Origin of the sequence: Bradyrhizobium sp. 191 (assembly GCF_023100985.1) — a bacterium.
In the GTDB taxonomy this organism is placed as follows: domain Bacteria; phylum Pseudomonadota; class Alphaproteobacteria; order Rhizobiales; family Xanthobacteraceae; genus Bradyrhizobium; species Bradyrhizobium diversitatis.
Genome location: NZ_CP064692.1, coordinates 3,501,067 through 3,519,025, shown reverse-complemented (window position 1 = coordinate 3,519,025; position 17,959 = coordinate 3,501,067). Strand labels below are relative to the sequence as shown.

Annotated in this window: 17 protein-coding genes; 3 read left to right on the top strand and 14 right to left on the bottom strand. The window is 65.3% G+C overall.

Features of this window, described 5'->3' with window-relative positions; all coding sequences use genetic code 11:
- Window positions 1–9 precede the first annotated feature (9 nt).
- Window positions 10–3,018 carry an isoleucine--tRNA ligase gene (gene ileS, locus IVB23_RS16280; RefSeq protein WP_247804239.1) on the bottom strand — a complete coding sequence of 1,003 codons (3,009 nt, stop codon included), beginning with the start codon at window positions 3,016–3,018 and terminating at the stop codon, window positions 10–12.
- A gap of 203 nt (window positions 3,019–3,221) precedes the next feature.
- Window positions 3,222–4,193, bottom strand: coding sequence for a bifunctional riboflavin kinase/FAD synthetase (locus tag IVB23_RS16275; RefSeq protein WP_247804238.1), 972 nt, complete (start codon window positions 4,191–4,193; stop codon window positions 3,222–3,224).
- A gap of 230 nt (window positions 4,194–4,423) precedes the next feature.
- Here IVB23_RS16275 and IVB23_RS16270 point away from each other — a divergent pair, with 230 nt between their 5' ends.
- On the top strand, window positions 4,424–4,819 hold the full coding sequence (locus IVB23_RS16270) for a response regulator (protein ID WP_008567674.1): 396 nt from the start codon (window positions 4,424–4,426) through the stop codon (window positions 4,817–4,819).
- A gap of 139 nt (window positions 4,820–4,958) precedes the next feature.
- Here IVB23_RS16270 and IVB23_RS16265 read toward each other — a convergent pair whose 3' ends face one another.
- Both IVB23_RS16265 and IVB23_RS16260 read right to left on the bottom strand, forming a co-directional pair.
- Window positions 4,959–5,813, bottom strand: coding sequence for a TIGR01459 family HAD-type hydrolase (locus IVB23_RS16265; protein ID WP_197968981.1), 855 nt, complete (start codon window positions 5,811–5,813; stop codon window positions 4,959–4,961).
- A gap of 15 nt (window positions 5,814–5,828) precedes the next feature.
- Window positions 5,829–7,295, bottom strand: a complete 1,467-nt coding sequence (locus IVB23_RS16260) for an EAL domain-containing protein (protein WP_197968980.1) — start codon at window positions 7,293–7,295, stop codon at window positions 5,829–5,831.
- 273 nt (window positions 7,296–7,568) lie between these two features.
- Between IVB23_RS16260 and IVB23_RS16255 the strand changes: the two genes are divergently transcribed.
- Entirely contained in the window at window positions 7,569–8,408 is an 840-nt protein-coding gene (locus tag IVB23_RS16255) for a class I SAM-dependent methyltransferase (RefSeq protein WP_061877416.1), read from the top strand.
- A 44-nt stretch (window positions 8,409–8,452) separates the two neighbouring features.
- Here the strand turns inward: IVB23_RS16255 and IVB23_RS16250 are convergent, their stop codons facing one another.
- The 7 genes from IVB23_RS16250 to uvrC all read right to left on the bottom strand — a co-directional run bounded on the left by IVB23_RS16250 (window position 8,453) and on the right by uvrC (window position 14,784).
- Window positions 8,453–9,583, bottom strand: coding sequence for a YihY/virulence factor BrkB family protein (locus IVB23_RS16250; protein ID WP_061877417.1), 1,131 nt, complete (start codon window positions 9,581–9,583; stop codon window positions 8,453–8,455).
- On the bottom strand, window positions 9,583–10,200 hold the full coding sequence (locus IVB23_RS16245; RefSeq protein WP_197968979.1) for a phage holin family protein: 618 nt from the start codon (window positions 10,198–10,200) through the stop codon (window positions 9,583–9,585). Before IVB23_RS16245 ends, IVB23_RS16250 begins: the two co-directional genes overlap by 1 nt.
- 91 nt (window positions 10,201–10,291) lie before the next feature.
- Entirely contained in the window at window positions 10,292–11,251 is a 960-nt protein-coding gene (prmB, locus tag IVB23_RS16240) for a 50S ribosomal protein L3 N(5)-glutamine methyltransferase (RefSeq protein WP_197968978.1), read from the bottom strand.
- Complete coding sequence (locus IVB23_RS16235; RefSeq protein ID WP_197968977.1) at window positions 11,251–11,718, bottom strand: molybdenum cofactor biosynthesis protein MoaE; 468 nt, start codon at window positions 11,716–11,718, stop codon at window positions 11,251–11,253. Before IVB23_RS16235 ends, prmB begins: the two co-directional genes overlap by 1 nt.
- 4 nt (window positions 11,719–11,722) lie before the next feature.
- A complete protein-coding gene (moaD, locus tag IVB23_RS16230) occupies window positions 11,723–11,974 on the bottom strand; it encodes a molybdopterin converting factor subunit 1 (protein ID WP_061877421.1) in 252 nt (83 codons plus the stop codon).
- Window positions 11,971–12,588 carry a CDP-diacylglycerol--glycerol-3-phosphate 3-phosphatidyltransferase gene (gene pgsA / locus IVB23_RS16225; RefSeq protein WP_028176628.1) on the bottom strand — a complete coding sequence of 206 codons (618 nt, stop codon included), beginning with the start codon at window positions 12,586–12,588 and terminating at the stop codon, window positions 11,971–11,973. Before pgsA ends, moaD begins: the two co-directional genes overlap by 4 nt.
- Window positions 12,589–12,696: 108 nt before the next feature.
- Window positions 12,697–14,784 carry an excinuclease ABC subunit UvrC gene (gene uvrC, locus IVB23_RS16220; RefSeq protein ID WP_247804236.1) on the bottom strand — a complete coding sequence of 696 codons (2,088 nt, stop codon included), beginning with the start codon at window positions 14,782–14,784 and terminating at the stop codon, window positions 12,697–12,699.
- 233 nt (window positions 14,785–15,017) lie between these two features.
- Here uvrC and IVB23_RS16215 point away from each other — a divergent pair, with 233 nt between their 5' ends.
- Complete coding sequence (locus tag IVB23_RS16215) at window positions 15,018–15,641, top strand: outer membrane protein (RefSeq protein ID WP_247804235.1); 624 nt, start codon at window positions 15,018–15,020, stop codon at window positions 15,639–15,641.
- Between the two features lie 70 nt (window positions 15,642–15,711).
- Here IVB23_RS16215 and IVB23_RS16210 read toward each other — a convergent pair whose 3' ends face one another.
- From IVB23_RS16210 to IVB23_RS16200, 3 genes are all read right to left on the bottom strand, one after another.
- Window positions 15,712–15,927: a cold-shock protein gene (locus tag IVB23_RS16210; RefSeq protein WP_028176631.1), complete on the bottom strand. Its 216-nt coding sequence runs from the start codon at window positions 15,925–15,927 to the stop codon at window positions 15,712–15,714.
- 264 nt (window positions 15,928–16,191) lie between these two features.
- A complete protein-coding gene (gene rlmJ, locus IVB23_RS16205) occupies window positions 16,192–17,052 on the bottom strand; it encodes a 23S rRNA (adenine(2030)-N(6))-methyltransferase RlmJ (RefSeq protein ID WP_247804233.1) in 861 nt (286 codons plus the stop codon).
- A 156-nt stretch (window positions 17,053–17,208) separates the two neighbouring features.
- Entirely contained in the window at window positions 17,209–17,901 is a 693-nt protein-coding gene (locus IVB23_RS16200) for a ribonuclease T2 (RefSeq protein WP_061877425.1), read from the bottom strand.
- Window positions 17,902–17,959 lie beyond the last annotated feature (58 nt).

The following is a 17,959-nucleotide window of genomic DNA, read 5'->3' as shown; positions in this document are numbered from 1 at the left end:
GTCGACCGATCAGACGCTCACCCCCAGCGCCTTCCATTCGCGCAGCGCCTGGGCGTCGCGCGGGGTGACGTCGGGGTATTCAGGGTCCTCGCCGACCGTCGGCGAGATCTTCCAGGAGCGGGCGCACTTGGTGCCGACCGCCTTCTCCACCACGACGGCAACGCCGGGCACGGCATCGAGACGGAACGCCGAAGCCGGCGCCTCGCCCTCCCGCACCTCGTAGTTCGAGGTGATGCAGATCTCGGCGAGATCGGTGTCGAACAGCGTCATCAGCATGTCGCGGTCGGCGACATAGATCACCGGCGAGGCCTCGAGCGAGGAGCCGATGTTCTTGGCGGCGCGTTCGAGCTCGAGCGCCCCGGTGACGACGCGGCGGATGTTGCGGATCGTCTCCCATTTTGCGGCGAGCCTGTCGTCGCGCAGGTCTTCGAGGTCGGTCGGGAACAGCGTCAGATGCACGGACGGTTCGGCGTCGGGCCGGTACATGCGCCAGCCTTCTTCTGCGGTGAAGCTGAGGATCGGCGCCAGCCATTTCAGGATCGAGGCGCACAACAGGTCGATGGTCGTCAGCGCCGCCTTGCGCGTCAGCGAAGAGGGCGGATCGCAATAAAGCGTGTCCTTGCGGATGTCGAAGTAGAACGCCGAGAGCTCGCTGTTTAGGAAGGCGGACAGGATCGCGACCACGGTCTTGTAGTCGAACTCCCGATAGGCCTTGCCGATCGCGGTGGCGCGACCTGCGAGCTCGTGCAGCATCAGGCGCTCCAGCTCGGGCATCTCGGCGGGCGCGACTGCGTCGGCCGGCTTGTAGTGGTGCAGCGTGCCCAGCATCCAGCGCACGGTGTTGCGCAGCTTGCGATAGGTCTCGACGGTGTTCTTCAGGATCTCGGGGCCGATGCGCTGGTCGTCGGTGTAGTCGCTGGATGCGACCCAGAGTCTCAGGATGTCGGCGCCGGAGTCCTTGATGACGGACTGCGGCTCGATGGTGTTGCCGAGCGACTTCGACATCTTGCGGCCGTCCTCGGCCTGGGTGAAGCCGTGGGTCAGCACGATGTCATAGGGCGCGCGTCCGCGCGTGCCGCAGCTCTCCAGCAGCGAGGAGTGGAACCAGCCGCGGTGCTGGTCCGAGCCTTCCAGGTACATCACCGTGTCGGTGCCGCCGTCGACCTTGCGCTTGATGCCTGACAGCCCCGGGAAATGCACGGGGTCTTCGAGCACGAAGGCGTGGGTCGAGCCGGAATCGAACCAGACGTCGAGGATGTCGTCGACCTTCTGCCAGTCCTCGGTCGCGCGGGATCCCAGGAAGCGCTCGCGCGCGCCCGTCGCGTACCAGGCGTCGGCGCCTTCCTTCTCGAAGGCTTCGCCGATGCGTGCATTGACGGCCTCGTCCTGGAGGATCTCGGCGGAGCCGTCACCCTTCTCGCGCACGAACACGGCGATCGGCACGCCCCAGGCGCGCTGCCGCGAGATCACCCAATCCGGCCGCGCCTCGATCATGCCGTTGATGCGGTTCTCGCCGGATGGCGGCACCCATTGCGTCACCGAGATCGCATGCAGCGCGCGGGCGCGCAGCGTGTCGCCGGCCTTGGTCTTGCCGCCCACCGCGATGTCCTTATCCATCGCGATGAACCATTGCGGCGTATTGCGGAAGATCACCGGCTTCTTGGAGCGCCAGGAGTGCGGATATTGGTGCTTGAGCCGGCCGCGCGCGAGCAGCATGCCTCTGTCGACGAGCGCCTTGATCACGGCCTCGTTGGCATCGCCCTTCTCGCCCTTGTCGGTGATGACGCGCTTGCCGGCAAAACCCGGCGCATGATCGGTGTAGGCGCCGTTCTCGTCGACGGTGTAGGGGATCGCGGTGTTGATGCCGCGCGCGTCGAGATCGCGCGCCTGCGCCGTCCAGACATCGAAGTCCTCGCGGCCGTGGCCGGGCGCCGTGTGCACGAAGCCGGTGCCGGTGTCATCGGTGACATGGTCGCCGGGCAGCAGCGGCACGACGAACTCATAGCCGCCGCCAAGGCCCTTCAGCGGATGGGCACATTCGATCGCGTCCATGGTGTCGCCGGGGACGTCGCGGACCTTCTCAAAAGCCGTCACGCGCGCCTGCTTGAACACCTCTTCCGCGAGCGCGTCGGCAAGGATGAGGAGATCGCCGGTCTTGGCCCAATTGTCGGCGGGCGCGTCCGTCACCTTGTAGAGGCCGTAGGCGATCTTCGGCGAGAACGAGATGGCGCGGTTGCCGGGCAGCGTCCAGGGCGTGGTGGTCCAGATCACGACGCTTGCGGAGGCGAGCGCACCGTGCGCGGGCGAGGTCACCGGGAATTTCACCCACACCGTATCGGAGGTGTGGTCCTCGTACTCGACCTCGGCTTCGGCCAGCGCGGTCTTCTCGACCACGCTCCACATCACCGGCTTGGAGCCGCGATAGAGCGTGCCGTTGGAAGCGAACTTCATCAGCTCCCGTGCGATCTGCGCTTCGGCGGGATAGCTCATGGTGGCGTAGGGATGGTCCCAGTCGCCGATCACCCCCAGGCGCTTGAATTCCTCGCGCTGGACGCCGAGCCAGTGCGTGGCATAGGCGCGGCACTCCCTGCGGAAATCGATCATCGCGGCGGAGTCGCGAAAGTCGGGCTTCTGCTTGCCCTTCTTGCGATAATGCTCCTCCTCGACCTTCCACTCGATCGGCAGGCCATGGCAGTCCCAGCCGGGCACGTAGTTGGAATCGAAGCCGAGCATCTGCTGGCTCTTGGTGACGAGATCCTTCAGGATCTTGTTCAGCGCCGTGCCGATATGGATGTTGCCGTTGGCATAGGGCGGGCCGTCATGCAGCACGAACTTGGCGCGGCCCTTCGCAGCTTGGCGCAGCTTCTCGTAGAGCCCGATCTCGTACCAGCGCTTGAGGATCTCCGGCTCACGCTGCGGCAGGCCGGCGCGCATCGGGAATTCGGTCTGCGGCAGGAACAGGGTTTTCGAATAGTCTTTGGCTTCAGGCTTCTGGGACTTCTGCGGCTTTTCGGACATGAGGCTGACTGGCTCGGAAGGGCGCGGGAACGGATCGCGATGCGGAATCGCGGGAGTGAAACGACAAAATCCCGGTCTTGCGCCGAGCCAAAGGCTCAGGCGGAAGCCGGGCCGCTAATCCCTATGATGCGCCGCGCAAACATGGGCTCTCCATAGCAGGGGGCCAAGGGAAGCGCAAAGGTTCGGGTGGCCCGGTTTCGGGCTCAATCAATCACGCCCAGCCTCGGAAACGCGTCCGGATTGGCGGCCAGGATGGCGCGGGCGCGGGCGGAATCGTCGTCCATCTGGCGGATAAGGGCCTCCAGGCTGTCGAATTTCAGCTCCTCGCGGACGAAGCCGATGAAGGCGCAGTCGAGGAGCTGTCCGTAGAGGTCGCCCTTGAAGTCGAACAGGAAGATCTCCAGGAGCGGGGCGCCATTGTCGAAGGTCGGACGGCGGCCGAAGCTGGCCACGCCGTCGAGCCGCTCGGCACCGCGGCCGACCCGCACCGCGTAGATGCCGTGCTTGAGGCCGCAATTGGCGTCCAGGCGAATGTTAGCGGTGGGATAGCCGAGGTCGCGGCCGCGCTTTTCGCCATGGATGACCTCGCCCGTAATGAACCAGGGCCCGCCCAGCATGGTGGTCGCGTCGTCGAGCTGGCCTTCGGCGAGGGCGATCCGGATCGCGCTGGAGGAGACCGGCCGTTCGTCGATATCGACATGCGGTTGCACGTCGACCTCGATGCCGAGCCGGGGCGCCTCGTTGACGAGAAGGCTTGGCGAGCCGACCCGCCCTTTGCCGAAATGGAAATCGTAGCCGACGGCGATGCCGCTCACGCCGAGGCGCCCGATCAGGTCATGGTGAATGAAATCTTGCGCGCTGGTTCCGGCCCGCGCCTTGTCGAAGGTCATCACCACGGCCCCGGCCAGCCCGGTGCCGGCCAAAAGGCGCAGCTTGGCCCGCTCATCCGTCAGGCGGAACTGCGGGGTGTTGGGGCTGAAAAACCGCCGCGGATGCGGCTCGAAGGTCAATGCCAGCGCAGGGCGGCCATGCGTCCGGCCCATCTCCAGCGCTGCCGCGATCACCGCGCGATGGCCAAGATGAACGCCGTCGAAATTGCCCATGGCAACCACGGCGCCCCTCGGAATCGCGGAATCCGGCGTTGTATCGCGAATGACGGTAAAAGGCGGAGCCATCAGGGGAATTCTCGAACCGGGCAGGACCGGCCCGGACCGTGGCGCGACCGGCCGTGCGAAGTCAAGCGGCGGGGCGGGCAGACATTGAACACGATTTCAGTCCTTTGGCGATGTCCGCAATTAACGCGCTGTTTAACGCCTTGATGCTAGTCCTTGAGGCGTGGAACTGCCGGGCTCCGGCCTGGCAGGTCCGATCCTAATATTCCTGGGTTTGCGTTGGGGGAGTCGAGATGGCGGTTGATTTGTCGATGCCGGTTCTGGTGGTGGATGACTACAGCACCATGATCCGTATCATCCGGAATCTGCTGAAGCAGCTTGGCTTCGAGAACATCGATGATGCCAGCGACGGTTCGGCAGCGCTGAACAAGATGCGTGGCAAGAAGTACGGGCTCGTGATCTCCGACTGGAACATGGAGCCGATGACGGGCTACGACCTGCTGCGTGAAGTCCGCGCGGATCCGAACCTCGCCACCACGCCTTTCATCATGATCACGGCAGAATCCAAGACCGAGAACGTGATCGCGGCCAAGAAGGCCGGCGTGAACAACTACATCGTCAAGCCGTTCAATGCGGCGACGCTGAAGACCAAGATCGAGGCGGTCTTCCCGGACATGGCGAGCGCGTAAGCGCGCTCGTGTCCCGGACAAGGCGCGGCACGTCAGTGACGCGACGCCGAGCCGGGACCCAGTCTATCCACGACATCGCATGCGGCTTATGGGCCCCGGCTCTGCAGCTCTTCGAGCTGCGTCCGGGGCACGACATTTTCTACCACTTCAATTCGCGTATCAGCGCCTTCGGCGGGTGGCCGAACAATTCCACGACCGATGTCGGGTCGAGCTGGTCAAGACCCTCGAACTCCTCGGCATGGATGCCGCGGGTCACGAACAGGCAGTCGATGCCGAATTCGCGCGCGCCGGTCAGGTCGGTGCGGACGGAATCTCCGATCGCCAGGACCTTCTTGCGATCGATCTGATAACCTTGGCGTTCCCCGGCGAGTGACATGGCGCGCTCGTAGATCGGCCGGTGCGGCTTGCCATAGAAGATCACCTCGCCGCCGAGCTCGCGATAGAGCTCCGCGATGGCGCCGGCGCAGTAGATCAACCGGTCGCCGCGTTCCACCACGATGTCGGGGTTGGCGCAGACCAGCGTCAGCTTGCGCTCACGCGCCTTCAGCATCATGCCGCGATAGTCTTCCGCCGTCTCGGTCTCGTCGTCATAGAGGCCGGTGCAGACGATGTAGTCGGCTTGCTCCAGCGGCGCGGTCACGGCATCGAGGCCGCGATGGATCGAATTGTCGCGCTCGGGGCCGAGCCAGAACATCTTGCGGCCGGGATGCTCGGCGACATAGAGCCTAGTCAGGTCGCCTGAAGACACGATCGCGTCATAGGTCTCGTCGGGAACGCCGAGCTTGCGCAATTGCCGCTGGACGGAGTCGGCCGGGCGCGGCGCGTTGGTGATCAGGATCACCGTACCGCCGCGGCTGCGATAGGTGTGCAGTGCCTCGCAGGCTTCGGGGAAGGATTCCAGCCCGTTATGGACCACGCCCCAGATGTCGCTGAGCACGACGTCCACACCGCCCACGAGCTCGCGCAGGCCTTCGGCAAAATGCAGCGTGGTCATGATCTGCGCGGTCGATCAGATGCGGCGCGCGAGCGCCGCGTTGCCGGTGATGCGTTGTGGCGGAGGCGCAGAAGACGTCGCGCCTGAGCTGGGTGTGCCGGAGCCATGAGGTCCCTGAATGTCTTTCGTCTGGTTCGGCGGAGCCCCGGCGGTAGCAGATGCCCCCTCCGGCCGCAATGGCCGCGGCGGCGCGAACAGGAACCCCTGTCCGAAGCGCACATCGTAGTCGAGCAGGTCGACCACCGCGCGCTCGCCCTCGATCCGCTCGGCGATCAGGTCGATGCCGAAGCGGCCGAGCAGGTCGGAGAGATCGGAGGGGTGGATGTCCGAGGTCGAGGCCTGCCTAGGATCGAGCAGAAGCGTGGCCGGCACCTTGATGAAGCGCACCCCGCGATCGGCCAGTTCGCGCGGCTCGATGCGCAGATCCGTGACATGGTCGATCGAGAAACGGAAGCCGCGCTGGGCGAGCGCCGCGAGATTCTCGGTCTCGGCGGGGCCGAGATTGCGGAACGTCGACTGCTTGAACTCCAGCACCAGGGAGGGCGCCAGCGCCCGGTTGGCTTCGAGGAAGTCGAGGCATTGCGCGAAGGTGGTGGAATTGCCGAGCGTGGAAGCTGCGAGGTTGCAGAACACGCCGACGTCCTTGTTGCGCACCATCAGGCGCCGCAGCACCTGCACGCAGCGCAGCATCACCATGTTGTCGATGCGGCCGATCAAGCCCGAAGCTTCCGCGATGCTGATGAACTCCTCGGCGGCGATCAGCTGGTCGCGCTCGTCGCGCAGGCGCGTGACCGCCTCGTAGAACCGCACCTTGCGCTGCGGCAGCGTCACCATCGGCTGCAGGAATATGTCGATGCGGTTTTCGTCGATTGCATTGCGCAGCGTCGCCAGCAATTGGGTCTGGCTACGTCCGTTGCCGGTCTGAACCGGGTTGGCGGGCTGGACCTGGACGGCCGGTGCCGGCCGAGGCGGCACGGGAAGCGGGGGGGCGGCGACCGGCTTCTCCTCGAAGGGGGCAGCCAGATCGATCGGCGTCTCCGGCTCGGGCCTCATGACCGGGGCGGGGGCCGGCGCGTGGCCGGCCAGCAGATCCTCATGGGCCGACACGGTGGTGGCAAGCTGCCTGACCAATCCGCCGAGTTCGTTGATCTCGCCGATCACCGACTGGACGCGGTCGGAGTTGGCCGAATTGGACGAGGCGATGCGGCCCTCGATCGCGGCAAGCCGGCGACCGAACTCGGCCACCTGGCGGGCGAGGTCCGCGGTGCCCCGCGAGAGGTCGGCGATCTGCCCGCCGACGTCGCTGCGGTCGCGCAGCCGCATCGACACCGCGTTGTAGAGGATCAGGAACGTCAGCGCGGTCAGCGCCACGATGGCCGATTCCGTCCCGCTGATGCCGGCGACCGAATAGAGCACGAGCCCGAGCGAGGCCGCGACCAGGACCATGCAGATGGCGATGAAGATCGTCGAAATGCGAATCATGCCGCGCGTTATGCCTCAAGAGCTGGCTGCTTCACCGGGAAAACACGGGTCGCGCTCCAATCCGTCACGGCTCATGCTCCCCCAAGCAATGCATGACCCTAACATCATTGTTGATTCGAGGGGATAGTGACTGTCCGGCAGCCTGCATCAGGCCCGCCGCCGGCTCCCGTCCGGAAATCAAGGCGTTCTCAGCGCAAAATAACGCTGCTCTCAAGGCCAGCGGGCCGCATGCGCTCTATCGTCCCGGCGTTTTCAACCCCAGGAGATTTGCTCATGTCGACATCCGCAGCCCTCAAGCAGCCCACATCCCAGCCTGACCTTGGCGCCGTCAAGCAGCGCCAGCACGGCGCCTGGTCGTCGGGCGACTATGCCGTTGTCGGCACCACCTTGCAGATCGTCGGCGAACAGCTCTGCGAGGCAGTCGACTTGCGCGCTGGCAGCAAGGTGCTTGACGTCGCCGCCGGCAACGGCAATGCGACGCTGGCCGCGGCGCGGCGCTGGTGTGACGTCACGTCCACCGACTACGTGCCGGCATTGCTCGAGCGCGGTCAGGAGCGCGCGGCGGCCGAACATCTCAAGGTCGAGTTCCGCGAGGCGGATGCCGAAGCGTTGCCGTTTGCCGATGCCACCTTCGACGTCGTGCTCTCGACCTTCGGCGTGATGTTCACGCCGGATCAGGATAAGGCCGCCTCCGAGCTCGCGCGGGTCTGCAGATCCGGCGGTAAAATCGGTCTCGCCAACTGGACGCCGGAAGGCTTCATCGGCCAGCTGTTCAAGACCATCGGCAGGCATTTGCCGCCGCCGGCGGGGGTGAAGTCACCGGCGCTGTGGGGCACGGCTGCGCGGCTGGAAGAGATGTTCGGAAGCCAGGCTTCCGAAATTGCCGCCGAGCCGCGCATGTTCGTGTTCCGCTATCGCTCGCCGGACCACTGGCTCGACATCTTCAAGACCTTCTACGGGCCTACGCTGAAGGCGTTTGCCGCGCTCGACGAGAGCGGCCAGGCCGCGCTGAAGCGCGACCTGCTGGCGCTGCTCGGGGAGTTCAACCACGCCGACGACGGCACGATCGTGGTGCACAGCGAATATCTGGAAGCCGTGATCACCAAGCGCTGATGGCCCAGGATGCGGTCGGGCCGACTCCGGCCTGACCGCACCGATCAAAATGGCGCGGTGGCGCCGACCGTGTCGGCCGAGACGGCTTCGCGGCTGCCGAGCGGTTTCGGCCGCCCGGTGGTCGTGTCGCGCAGCGTCTGCCGCTCGATCTCCGAGTTCAGCTCGGCGCCGAACATGATGACGATCGCCGACATCCACATCCACATCATCAGGCCGATCGCAGCGCCCAGAGAGCCGTAGGTCGCGTTGTAGTTGGCGAATTCCGAGAGATACCAGGAGAGCAGGGCCGAACCGGCGATCCAGAGGATCGCGGCCGTCACGGCGCCGAGGCTCAGCCATTGCCATCGCGGCGCATCACGGCTGGGAGCGAAGCGGTAGAGGATGGCGAGTGCGACGAGCAGGATCAGGAACAGCAGCGGCCATCGTGCCAGCGCCACGATCAGCTTGCTTTCAGGCGCCAGGCCGAGATGATTGAGCGCAAGCGGGAAGGCGACGACGGCCCCCACCATCAACAGCAGCGCCACGATGCCGCCGACGGTAAAGGCCAGCGAGACCATGTTCAGCCGGATGAAGCTGCGCTTCTCGCGTTCCTCGTAGGCGACGTTGAGGGCGTCGAAGATCGCCTTGACACCGGCATTGGCACTCCAGATCGCAAGCAGCAGGCCGAACAGGAACGTGACACCGAGCGTGGCGGTTGCGTTCGACACCACGCGCGCAACCTGGTCCTCGACGATCTGGAACGAGCCCTCGGGCAGCATGGTCGCAAGCGTGTGGAGATTGGCGCTGATCGTCGCCGGGTTGGCGAACAGGCCATAAGAGGAGACGAGCGCCGTGACTGCGGGGAAGATGGCGAGCAGCCCGAAGAAGACGACGCCGCCCGCCGTCGCGAGCAGGCGATCCTCGTCGATGCGCTGATAGGTCCGCCAGAAGATATCCTTCCAACCCGCCCAGGGGATCGTGAACGGGCTCTTCGCCTGGCGGCCCCGGCCGGGCTGCGTCGCCGCGCCGGCCGGGTGCGTTTCCGGCGAGTTCGCTTCGCCGTTGCGGTGGTCTTGCGGGGGCCCCGACCGGATCAGTCCCGAATCCTGAAAGTAGCGCTCCGCCGTCAGCACGAAGACGGCCGTCGCCGCCACCAGCAGCCAGGAGTCGATCTGCTCGGAGCGCCGCGCCGGCATCACGCATCCAGACTGTGCCTGTGGCGCCGCCGGCGGGCGGCCGTCAGCCCGACCAAACCGACGGCTGCGAGCATCAGGCCGAGCTGCACGGGGCGGTTGGCGCGGACCGGCCAGGCCTTGCCGTGATAAGCCTTGCCGTCACCAGCCTTGCTGTCGTGACCGCGTTCACCCGGCGCAAGCGGCACGAGGGGAATCGTCGTTGCGACCTCCTTTACCGCCTGCTTGACCGTTCCACGTGGGATCCGCGGCGTCGCGACCGCCACGCGCAGACGGCTCGCAAGCGGCACGATCGGCTTGGCCTTGCGTTTCATCTGCGCCATGGCGACCCCGGCACAGACCGCGGCCAGCACCAGCAGCAGGGCGCCGACAGCACCAAATCCCCAGAATTGGCCGTAAGTGATCGCGATCCAGCGGTACAGGGCGATCAGTCCGACGAATAATGCCGCGACAACGAACAGACCTGCGACCGCGAACAGTCCGCCGGCCACCGCGTAAGATGTCATCCTGCCGGTTGCGTGGCTGGTCTGGTCACGCAAATAGGATTGAGCGGCGCGTTTGACGTGATTGAGCTTGAGCGCCATGCCGGCGCGCAGCAATTCGCCCGATGGCGCGAGCATGCGGACATCCTCCGAGAGCGAGAAAATTCCTCGGGGGATGAACGTGGCGGTATTTGACTTGTTCCGACGGAGCGGGATCCGTCGTGCTGAATCAGCCGAGATCGGCGGCTGCGATCCAGAACACCTCGCCCTCGGAATCCTCGGTGTCCAGCCAGAGCAGCGGCAGCTCCGGAAAGGCTTCGTCGACCAGCTCGCGGCCACGGCCGATCTCGCAGATTAACCCGCCATCCGGCGTCAGGTGATCGGGCGCATCGCGCAGGATGCGGCGCACCACGTCGAGACCGTCGGCGCCGCCGTCGAAGGCGAGCTTCGGCTCGGCCCGGCACTCCGGCGGCAACGCCGCCATGCCTTCGGCATCGACGTAAGGCGGATTGGTGATGATCAGGTCGTATCTGTTGTCGCCGAGCGGGGCGAACAGGTCGCCGCGATAAAGGTTGATCCGGTCCTCGAGCCCGTATTCGCCGACATTGCGCGCGGCGACTTCGAGTGCCCCCTTGGAGATGTCGACGGCATCGATGGTGGCGTTCGGGAAATGATGCGCGGCGAGGATCGCGAGGCATCCCGATCCCGTGCAGAGGTCGAGCACGCGCGTGACCGCCGTAGGGTCGTCGATCAGCGAGCCGGCCTCGCCGTCGCTGCCGAAATGCGAATCCAGCAGCTCGCCGATGAAGGAGCGCGGAACGATGACGCGCTCGTCGACATAGAAGGGCAGGCCGCGCATATAGATCTTGTTGACGAGATAGGCGGCCGGTTTGCGCGTGGTGACGCGCTTGTGGATCAGGTCGAGCAGGATCTTGCTCTCGGCGGCCGTGACGCGGGCGCTGGCGAAGACCTCGAACTGTTCGGGATTGAGATGCAGCGCCTCGCAGACCAAGAAGGCGGCTTCCGCGACCGGATCGGTGGTGCCGTGGGCAAAAGCGAGCCTGGCTTCGACGAAGCGGCTGACCGCGTAGCGGACGAAGTCGAGCAGCGTGAGAAGCTCGCCGGGACCGACTTTCGCAAGCCTCGGCGCGGCGCGGCCGCGCGGGAGTCTCTTGGAGGCTTTTGCCATCAGGACTTCGTCCAGCGCGCGGCGGCCTCGTCGTCACGGGCCTGGGCTTCGACCCAGCCCGTGCCGGCGGCGCTCTCTTCCTTCTTCCAGAACGGCGCGCTGGTCTTGAGGTAATCCATCAGGAACTCGGCCGCCTGGAACGCGGCCTGTCGGTGCTGCGAGGCGGTCAGCACCAGCACGATGTTCTGGCCCGGCATGAAGCGGCCGACGCGGTGAATCACCGTGACGCCGTTCAGCGGCCACCGCGAGGTCGCCTCGTCGACATGGCGCCTGATCTCTTCTTCTGCCATGCCCGGATAATGTTCGAGCGTGAGCGCCGAAATCTTTGCGCTGTCTTCATCGGCGCGGCAGATGCCGGAAAAGCTCACGACCGCGCCGATATCGGTCCGGCTGTCGGTCAGGAGCGCGATCTCGCGCGCGATGTCGAAATCGCCCTCCTGGATGCGGATGGTGACGGGGCAGGTCATGAGCCTAGCCGCCGGTCATCGGCGGGAAGAACGCGATCTCGCGGGCGCCCGCGATCGCGGCGTCTGATTTGACGTGGGCGTGGTCGATCGCGGTGCGGATTACCCTTGGCTTCTCGAACGCATGCGCATAGGCCTCGCCCTGGCCGGACAGCCAGGCGATCAGCTCCTCGACGGTGCGCACGTTCGGGGGCGGCTCGATCGTCTCCTCGGCCTTGCCGACGCGCTCGCGCACCCAGGCGAAATACTTCACCTTCATCCCTCGTCCTCCTTGATGAGGTGATGGATGCCCGCACGGAAATAATCGTAGCCGGTGTAGATGGTGAGGATCGCCGAGGCCCACAGCAGCGCCAGCCCGATCATCGAGACGATGGGCAGCACCTCGTCGCCAGCCGGGCCGGCGAGCAGGAAGCCGATCGCAACCAGCTGGACCGTGGTCTTCCACTTCGCAAGCTTGGTCACGGGCACGCTGACGCGGAGCGCAGCGAGGTATTCGCGCAGGCCCGAGACCAGGATCTCGCGGCACAGGATCACGATGGCGGCCCACAGCGACCAGCCGTGGATGATGCCGTCGGCGGCGAGCATCAGCAGGCAGGAGGCGACCAGCAGCTTGTCGGCGATCGGATCGAGCATCCGGCCGAATGCCGATTGCTGATTCCAGATCCGCGCGTAATAGCCGTCGAGGTAGTCGGTGACCGCAGCCGCAATGAAGATGGCGACCGCAACCCAGCGCAGCCACAGCGGCTGATCCAGGATGGACTGCGCGTAAATGCATCCGACCACGACCGGAATCGCGGCGATCCGGCCATAGGTCAGGATGTTCGGGAGGGACATCGCGCGCCTGGTCGTCCCTCGTGTCGTGGCGATGTTCATCCGTCCTACCAATACCGCTCGGGCCTGAAGGTCAACCGTTCCGCTTCCCAGATGGGTGCGGGATACGACGACCATATGACCAAGGCTCCCTTTGGGTCCCCCTTTAGTTCATCCTGGCTGGGGATGGAAATACTCGAAAATCCTGCGGGCGCTCTCGGCGCTCACCCCCGGAACCTTGCCGAGATCGGCGATCGAGGCCCGCTCGATCTCCTTCAGGGTCCCGAAATGATGTAGCAAGGCACGTTTGCGGGACGGGCCGATGCCCGGAATCTCCTGCAAGCCGGCCTCGCGGATGTCCTTCTTGCGCAGCTTGCGATGCGAACCGATGACGAAGCGGTGAGCCTCGTCGCGCAGGCGCTGGATGAAATAGAGCACGGGATCGCGCGGCTCGAGCTTGATGGCCTCGCGTTCCGGCATGAACAGGGTCTCGCGGCCGGCGTCCCGGTCCGGTCCCTTGGCGACCGACATCAGCGACACCTGGGTCAGGCCGAGATTTGCGAAGATCTCGCGGACGGCATTGAGCTGGCCGCGGCCGCCATCGATGATGACGAGATCGGGCCATTGCGGGAAATCGTCGTCCTTCGCCTTGATGTTTTCCTTGGCCGCGCCCTCCTCGGGCGGGTTGATCAGGCGTTTGAAGCGCCGCTCGAGTACCTCGCGCATCATGGCGAAGTCGTCGCCGGGCGTGATCCCTTCCGACCTGATGTTGAACTTGCGGTACTGGTTCTTCACGAAACCATCGGGGCCGGCGACGATCATGGCGCCGACCGCATTGGTGCCCTGGATGTGACTGTTGTCGTAGACCTCGATGCGCTTGGGCGCATGCGGCAGGCCCAGCGTCGTCGCGATGGCGTCGAGCAGGCGGCTTTGCGTGGCGGTATCCGCAAGCTTGCGGCCGAGCGCCTCGCGCGCATTGGTCAGCGCATGGGTGACGAGTTCCTTCTTCTCGCCGCGCTTGGGCGTGGTGACCTCGATCTTGTGGCCGGCCTTGATCGACAGCGCATTGGCGAGCAGCTCGCTCTCCTCGATCTCGTGCGAGACCAGGATGTTCCTCGGCGGCGGCTTGTCGTCGTAGAACTGGGCGAGGAACGAGCCGAGCACTTCCTCCGGCGTAAAGGTCTTTTCCGCGCGCGGGAAATAGGCGCGGTTGCCCCAGTTCTGGCCGGTGCGGAAGAAGAACACCTCGACGCAGGAGAAGCCACCCTCCTGGTGGATGGCGAACACGTCGGCTTCTTCCACCGTGCGCGGATTGATGCCCTGCTGCGACTGGATCGCCGAGAGTGCGGCAAGGCGGTCGCGGTAGAGCGCGGCGCGCTCGAATTCGAGCTCACCCGCCGCCTTCTCCATCTCCCCGGCAAGCTCCTGCTTCACCGCATGGCTTTTGCCGGAGAGGAAGTCGGTCGCCTCGCGCACGAGCGTCGTATAGCCGGGAAAATCGATCTCGCGGGTGCAGGGGCCGGCGCAGCGGCGGATCTGGTAGAGCAGGCAGGGCCGCGTGCGGCTCTCGAAGAAGGAATCGGTGCAGGAGCGGATCAGGAATGCGCGCTGCAGCGCCGTGATGGTTCGGTTGACCGCGCCCGCGGAGGCGAACGGGCCGAAATAGCGCCCGGGCCGGGTCTGCGCGCCGCGATGTTTCAGGATCTGCGGCGCCCAATGATCGCCGGTGATCAGGATATAGGGAAACGACTTGTCGTCGCGCAGCTGCACGTTGAAGCGCGGCCGCAGCTGCTTGATGAGGTTTGCCTCGAGCAGCAGCGCCTCGGTCTCGGTATTGGTCGAGACGATCTCCACGGTGACGGTAGCGGCGATCATGCGCAGGATGCGGGCCGGCAGCGGCGCACTCTGGCGTGCATAGCTGGACAGGCGCTTTTTGACGTTCTTGGCCTTGCCGACATAGAGCACGTCGGAATTCGCATTGAGCATGCGATAGACGCCGGGCGAGGTGGGGGCGAGCCGAACCGCGCGTTCGATCGCCTCGTGGCCGGTCGCGAGCGGGCCTTCGCCGACGGCGCCACTCTCCTCCAGGATATCAGGCAGCCGCGCATCGTCCTCGTCGTCGCCGCTTGCGCTGGCGGGATCGAGGTCCGGCGGCGCCGTCTCCTGTTGGATCTCCTGGGGCGGGCCATCCGGTGCCATGCCGCGCCGGGATTTGCGCGCGCGTGCGTCGTCCGGATTGTCGGTGGAATCGTGAACCATGGGAGGAATTTAGGCGCTGGGGGTGTCGATTTGAAGTTCCGGCCCTGCCGCACGCACAGGTCCCGGTAACGCTTCCTTAAGTCTGTTAACAGCGCAGTAACCCGACTTAACAGCCCTTTAACTTAAAACTCTCGATAAATCCTACGCGAAAAGTTCTTGGTTCCGTAACCATGCAGGGCCGGCGCGGCGGCGCAGGCATCGCGCGGGTTGCGACAGTTGCGTTGGAGTGAGTGATGAAGGGGCTCGTTGTGGGCGCGGCCGCGTTGGTTGCGGCCGGCTGGACGGCTTCGGCAGAAGCCGCCGATCTCAGTTATGGGCAACGTGCGCCCTATACCGTCAACCAGCCGCTCAATGCCTATAGCTGGGCAGGTCCCTATCTCGGCGGCAACATCGGCTATGAATGGGGCTCGGTGGACGACAACCCCTCGAAGCCGTCGGGCTTCGTCGGCGGTGTGCAAGCCGGCTACAATTTCCAGAACGGCCCGTGGGTGTTCGGTGTCGAGGGCGACATCCAGGCCGCGGGCGCCGACGACACCTTCGCGCCGTGGAAATTCTCCAATCCGTGGTTCGGCACCCTGCGCGGCCGCGCGGGATATGCGTTCAGCAACGTGCTGTTCTACGGCACCGCCGGCCTTGCGTTCGGCGAGCTGCGTGGGCAGACCTTCGGCTGGACGGAGTCGCATACCACCGCGGGCTGGACCATTGGTGCCGGCGCGGAAGTGGGCCTCGCGCCGAACTGGAGCGTCAAGCTCGAATATCTCTACATCGATCTGTCCACGAGTCAGTTCGCGATTACGGGCGTGTCCAACGGCTATAGCGCCAACGTTGTCCGCGCAGGCGTGAACTATCACTTCTGACGTCTCAAGAAGAAAATACCGGACCAGCCTCCCGGCCGCTCGCGGTCGGGATTTTTTTGCGTCAGGCTCGCTAAGCGAGGATCACCAAATTGACCGCCTTCGGGCCTTTCCCCTTCTTGTCCGGTTCGACTTCGAAAGTGATACGCTGTCCTTCGGCAAGGTCCTTCAGTCCCGCCCGCTCCACAGCGGTAATGTGAACGAAGACATCGCGACCGCCGTCGTCAGGCTTGATGAAGCCGTAGCCGCGCTCGCCGTTGAAGAACTTGACCGTTCCCGTCATGGCCATCGGGAAACTCCCCCTCATTGCTCCTCCGCCGCGACGCAGACTCACGTCACGACATGACCGGGCCTTACGGAGCCCGGGAGCTGGCCATCCTTGGACGGACCTCATCGGTCCGGCCGGATCTTTCTTAGGCCTTCACTCCGCCGCAACCATTCGCGGAAGCGGAACGTAAAGCCAGTCACGGAAACAGCATAATACGGTTCGTTGCAGATTGACTACCGGTCCTGCATATTTTTCCCAAGAATGCCGGAGTGTTACGGCTTGGCTTTAAGGCTTGGGCACCTCCAATCGGAATCTGGCAGCTCCGCCCTGGCCGAGCGGCATTTCCAGTTCGGGCAGGATGGTCTTGAGCTCGCCGTGCAGCGTATAGGGCGGATTGACGATCAAGAGCCCGGTGGAGGTGAGGGCGGCGCTGTCGGCCTGCGGCGCGACGCTGAATTCGAGGCGCAGGCATTTCCCGGGGGGCTTTGCTGCAGCTGCGAGCCGCGCGACCGTCTGGGCCAGCGTGTCGGTGGCGCGGCGGTTCTTGGCCGGGTACCAAATGACATAGATGCCGGTTGGCCATTTCGCGAAAGCCGCCGAGAAGGCTTCGCCGAGCCGCTCGAACTCGTCCTTGGCCTCAAAGGGCGGGTCGATCAGCACGAGGCCGCGGCGCTCCTTCGGCGGCACGAAGGCCGGCAGTGCCATCCAGCCGTCGAGATCGACCACGCGGGCCTGCTCGTCGCGGCGCAGCACGTCGATCAGCGCTTTCCGCGCTTTCGGCTCGAGTTCGCATGCGACGAGCCGGTCCTGCGGCCTGAGCAGGCCGCGCGCGATCAGCGGCGAGCCCGGATAGGCCTTGAGCTCGCCCTTCGGATTGAAGGCGCGGACGATGTCGAGATAGGGCTTGGTCAGCGCCGCGGTCTCGTTCGACAGGCGCGCCTGCAGCAGCCGCGCAATGCCGGTCAGCCATTCGCCGCCCCGGCGCGCCTCGTCGCTGTCAAGATCGTAGAGGCCGGCGCCGGCATGGGTGTCGATGACGCGGAACGCTGCCGGCTTGTCCTGCAAGTAAGTGAGGATGCGCGCCAGCACGATGTGCTTGATGACGTCGGCGAAGCTGCCGGCGTGGAAGGCGTGTCGGTAGTTCATGGCGGACAGTTACGACATCGCGCGCCGAAAGTAACGGCCGTCATTCCGGGGCGGTGCGCCAGCACCGAACCCGGAATCCATTTTTGCTACCGGTAACGCCGAGAGATGGATTCCGGGTTCACGCTCCGCGCGCCCCGGAATGACGGCGAACCAATCCTACCCGCCCCTGATCGGCGGCATCGTCACCTGGTCGCGGCGGCAGGCGCGGCGCTCGATCTCGTCGCAGGCGCGGAACTGCAGGTCCTTGCTGAGGCAGATGCGGACCTCGGACAGCCGTGTCCGGTTGCAGGTGACCGAGATGCTGGCATTGCTGAGGCCCGGATTGGCCTTGATGAAGGCCTCCTCGACCTCCGCCGGCGCCACGGTCTTGGCCTGCGACAGATCGAGATAGTCGGCCGGGATCTTGATCGCGGCGCGCGCTTTCCGGATCGTCTCGAAATAGCTGCGGCCCTCGAGCCCGGAGCAGGTGCCATGCTTGTCCCATTCGTTGAAGATCAGGCCCGGCGCCGGCATCAAATCGAGCATCGAGGACACGATGTTGCGGTTCAGCCGCGGCGCCGGGCGCTGGCAATATTCCGGGAAGCCGTTCTCATATTGCGGCCACAGCCCATGCACGACGAAAGCGTAGGGCCGTCCGCCGCACTGGATCTGGGAGCGGCCGCCGCGCTCGGCCGCCTCTTCGCAGAACGAGGGCGACCACGACAGCGCGAGCACGTAGAAATCGAACTCGCCCGGTGCGTTCTGCCGCTTGTCCTGGGCTTTCGCGCCGCCGGCGAGCGTTGCCAGCCCGGCGGCGAGGGTCAGCGAGATCATCAGACGGGACAACGAACGCAATCTGGGATGAAACATGGCAACGCCCCTCAACTAGACTGTGCGCGCAGTCTAGCAGGCAAAGAGAACATTTCAA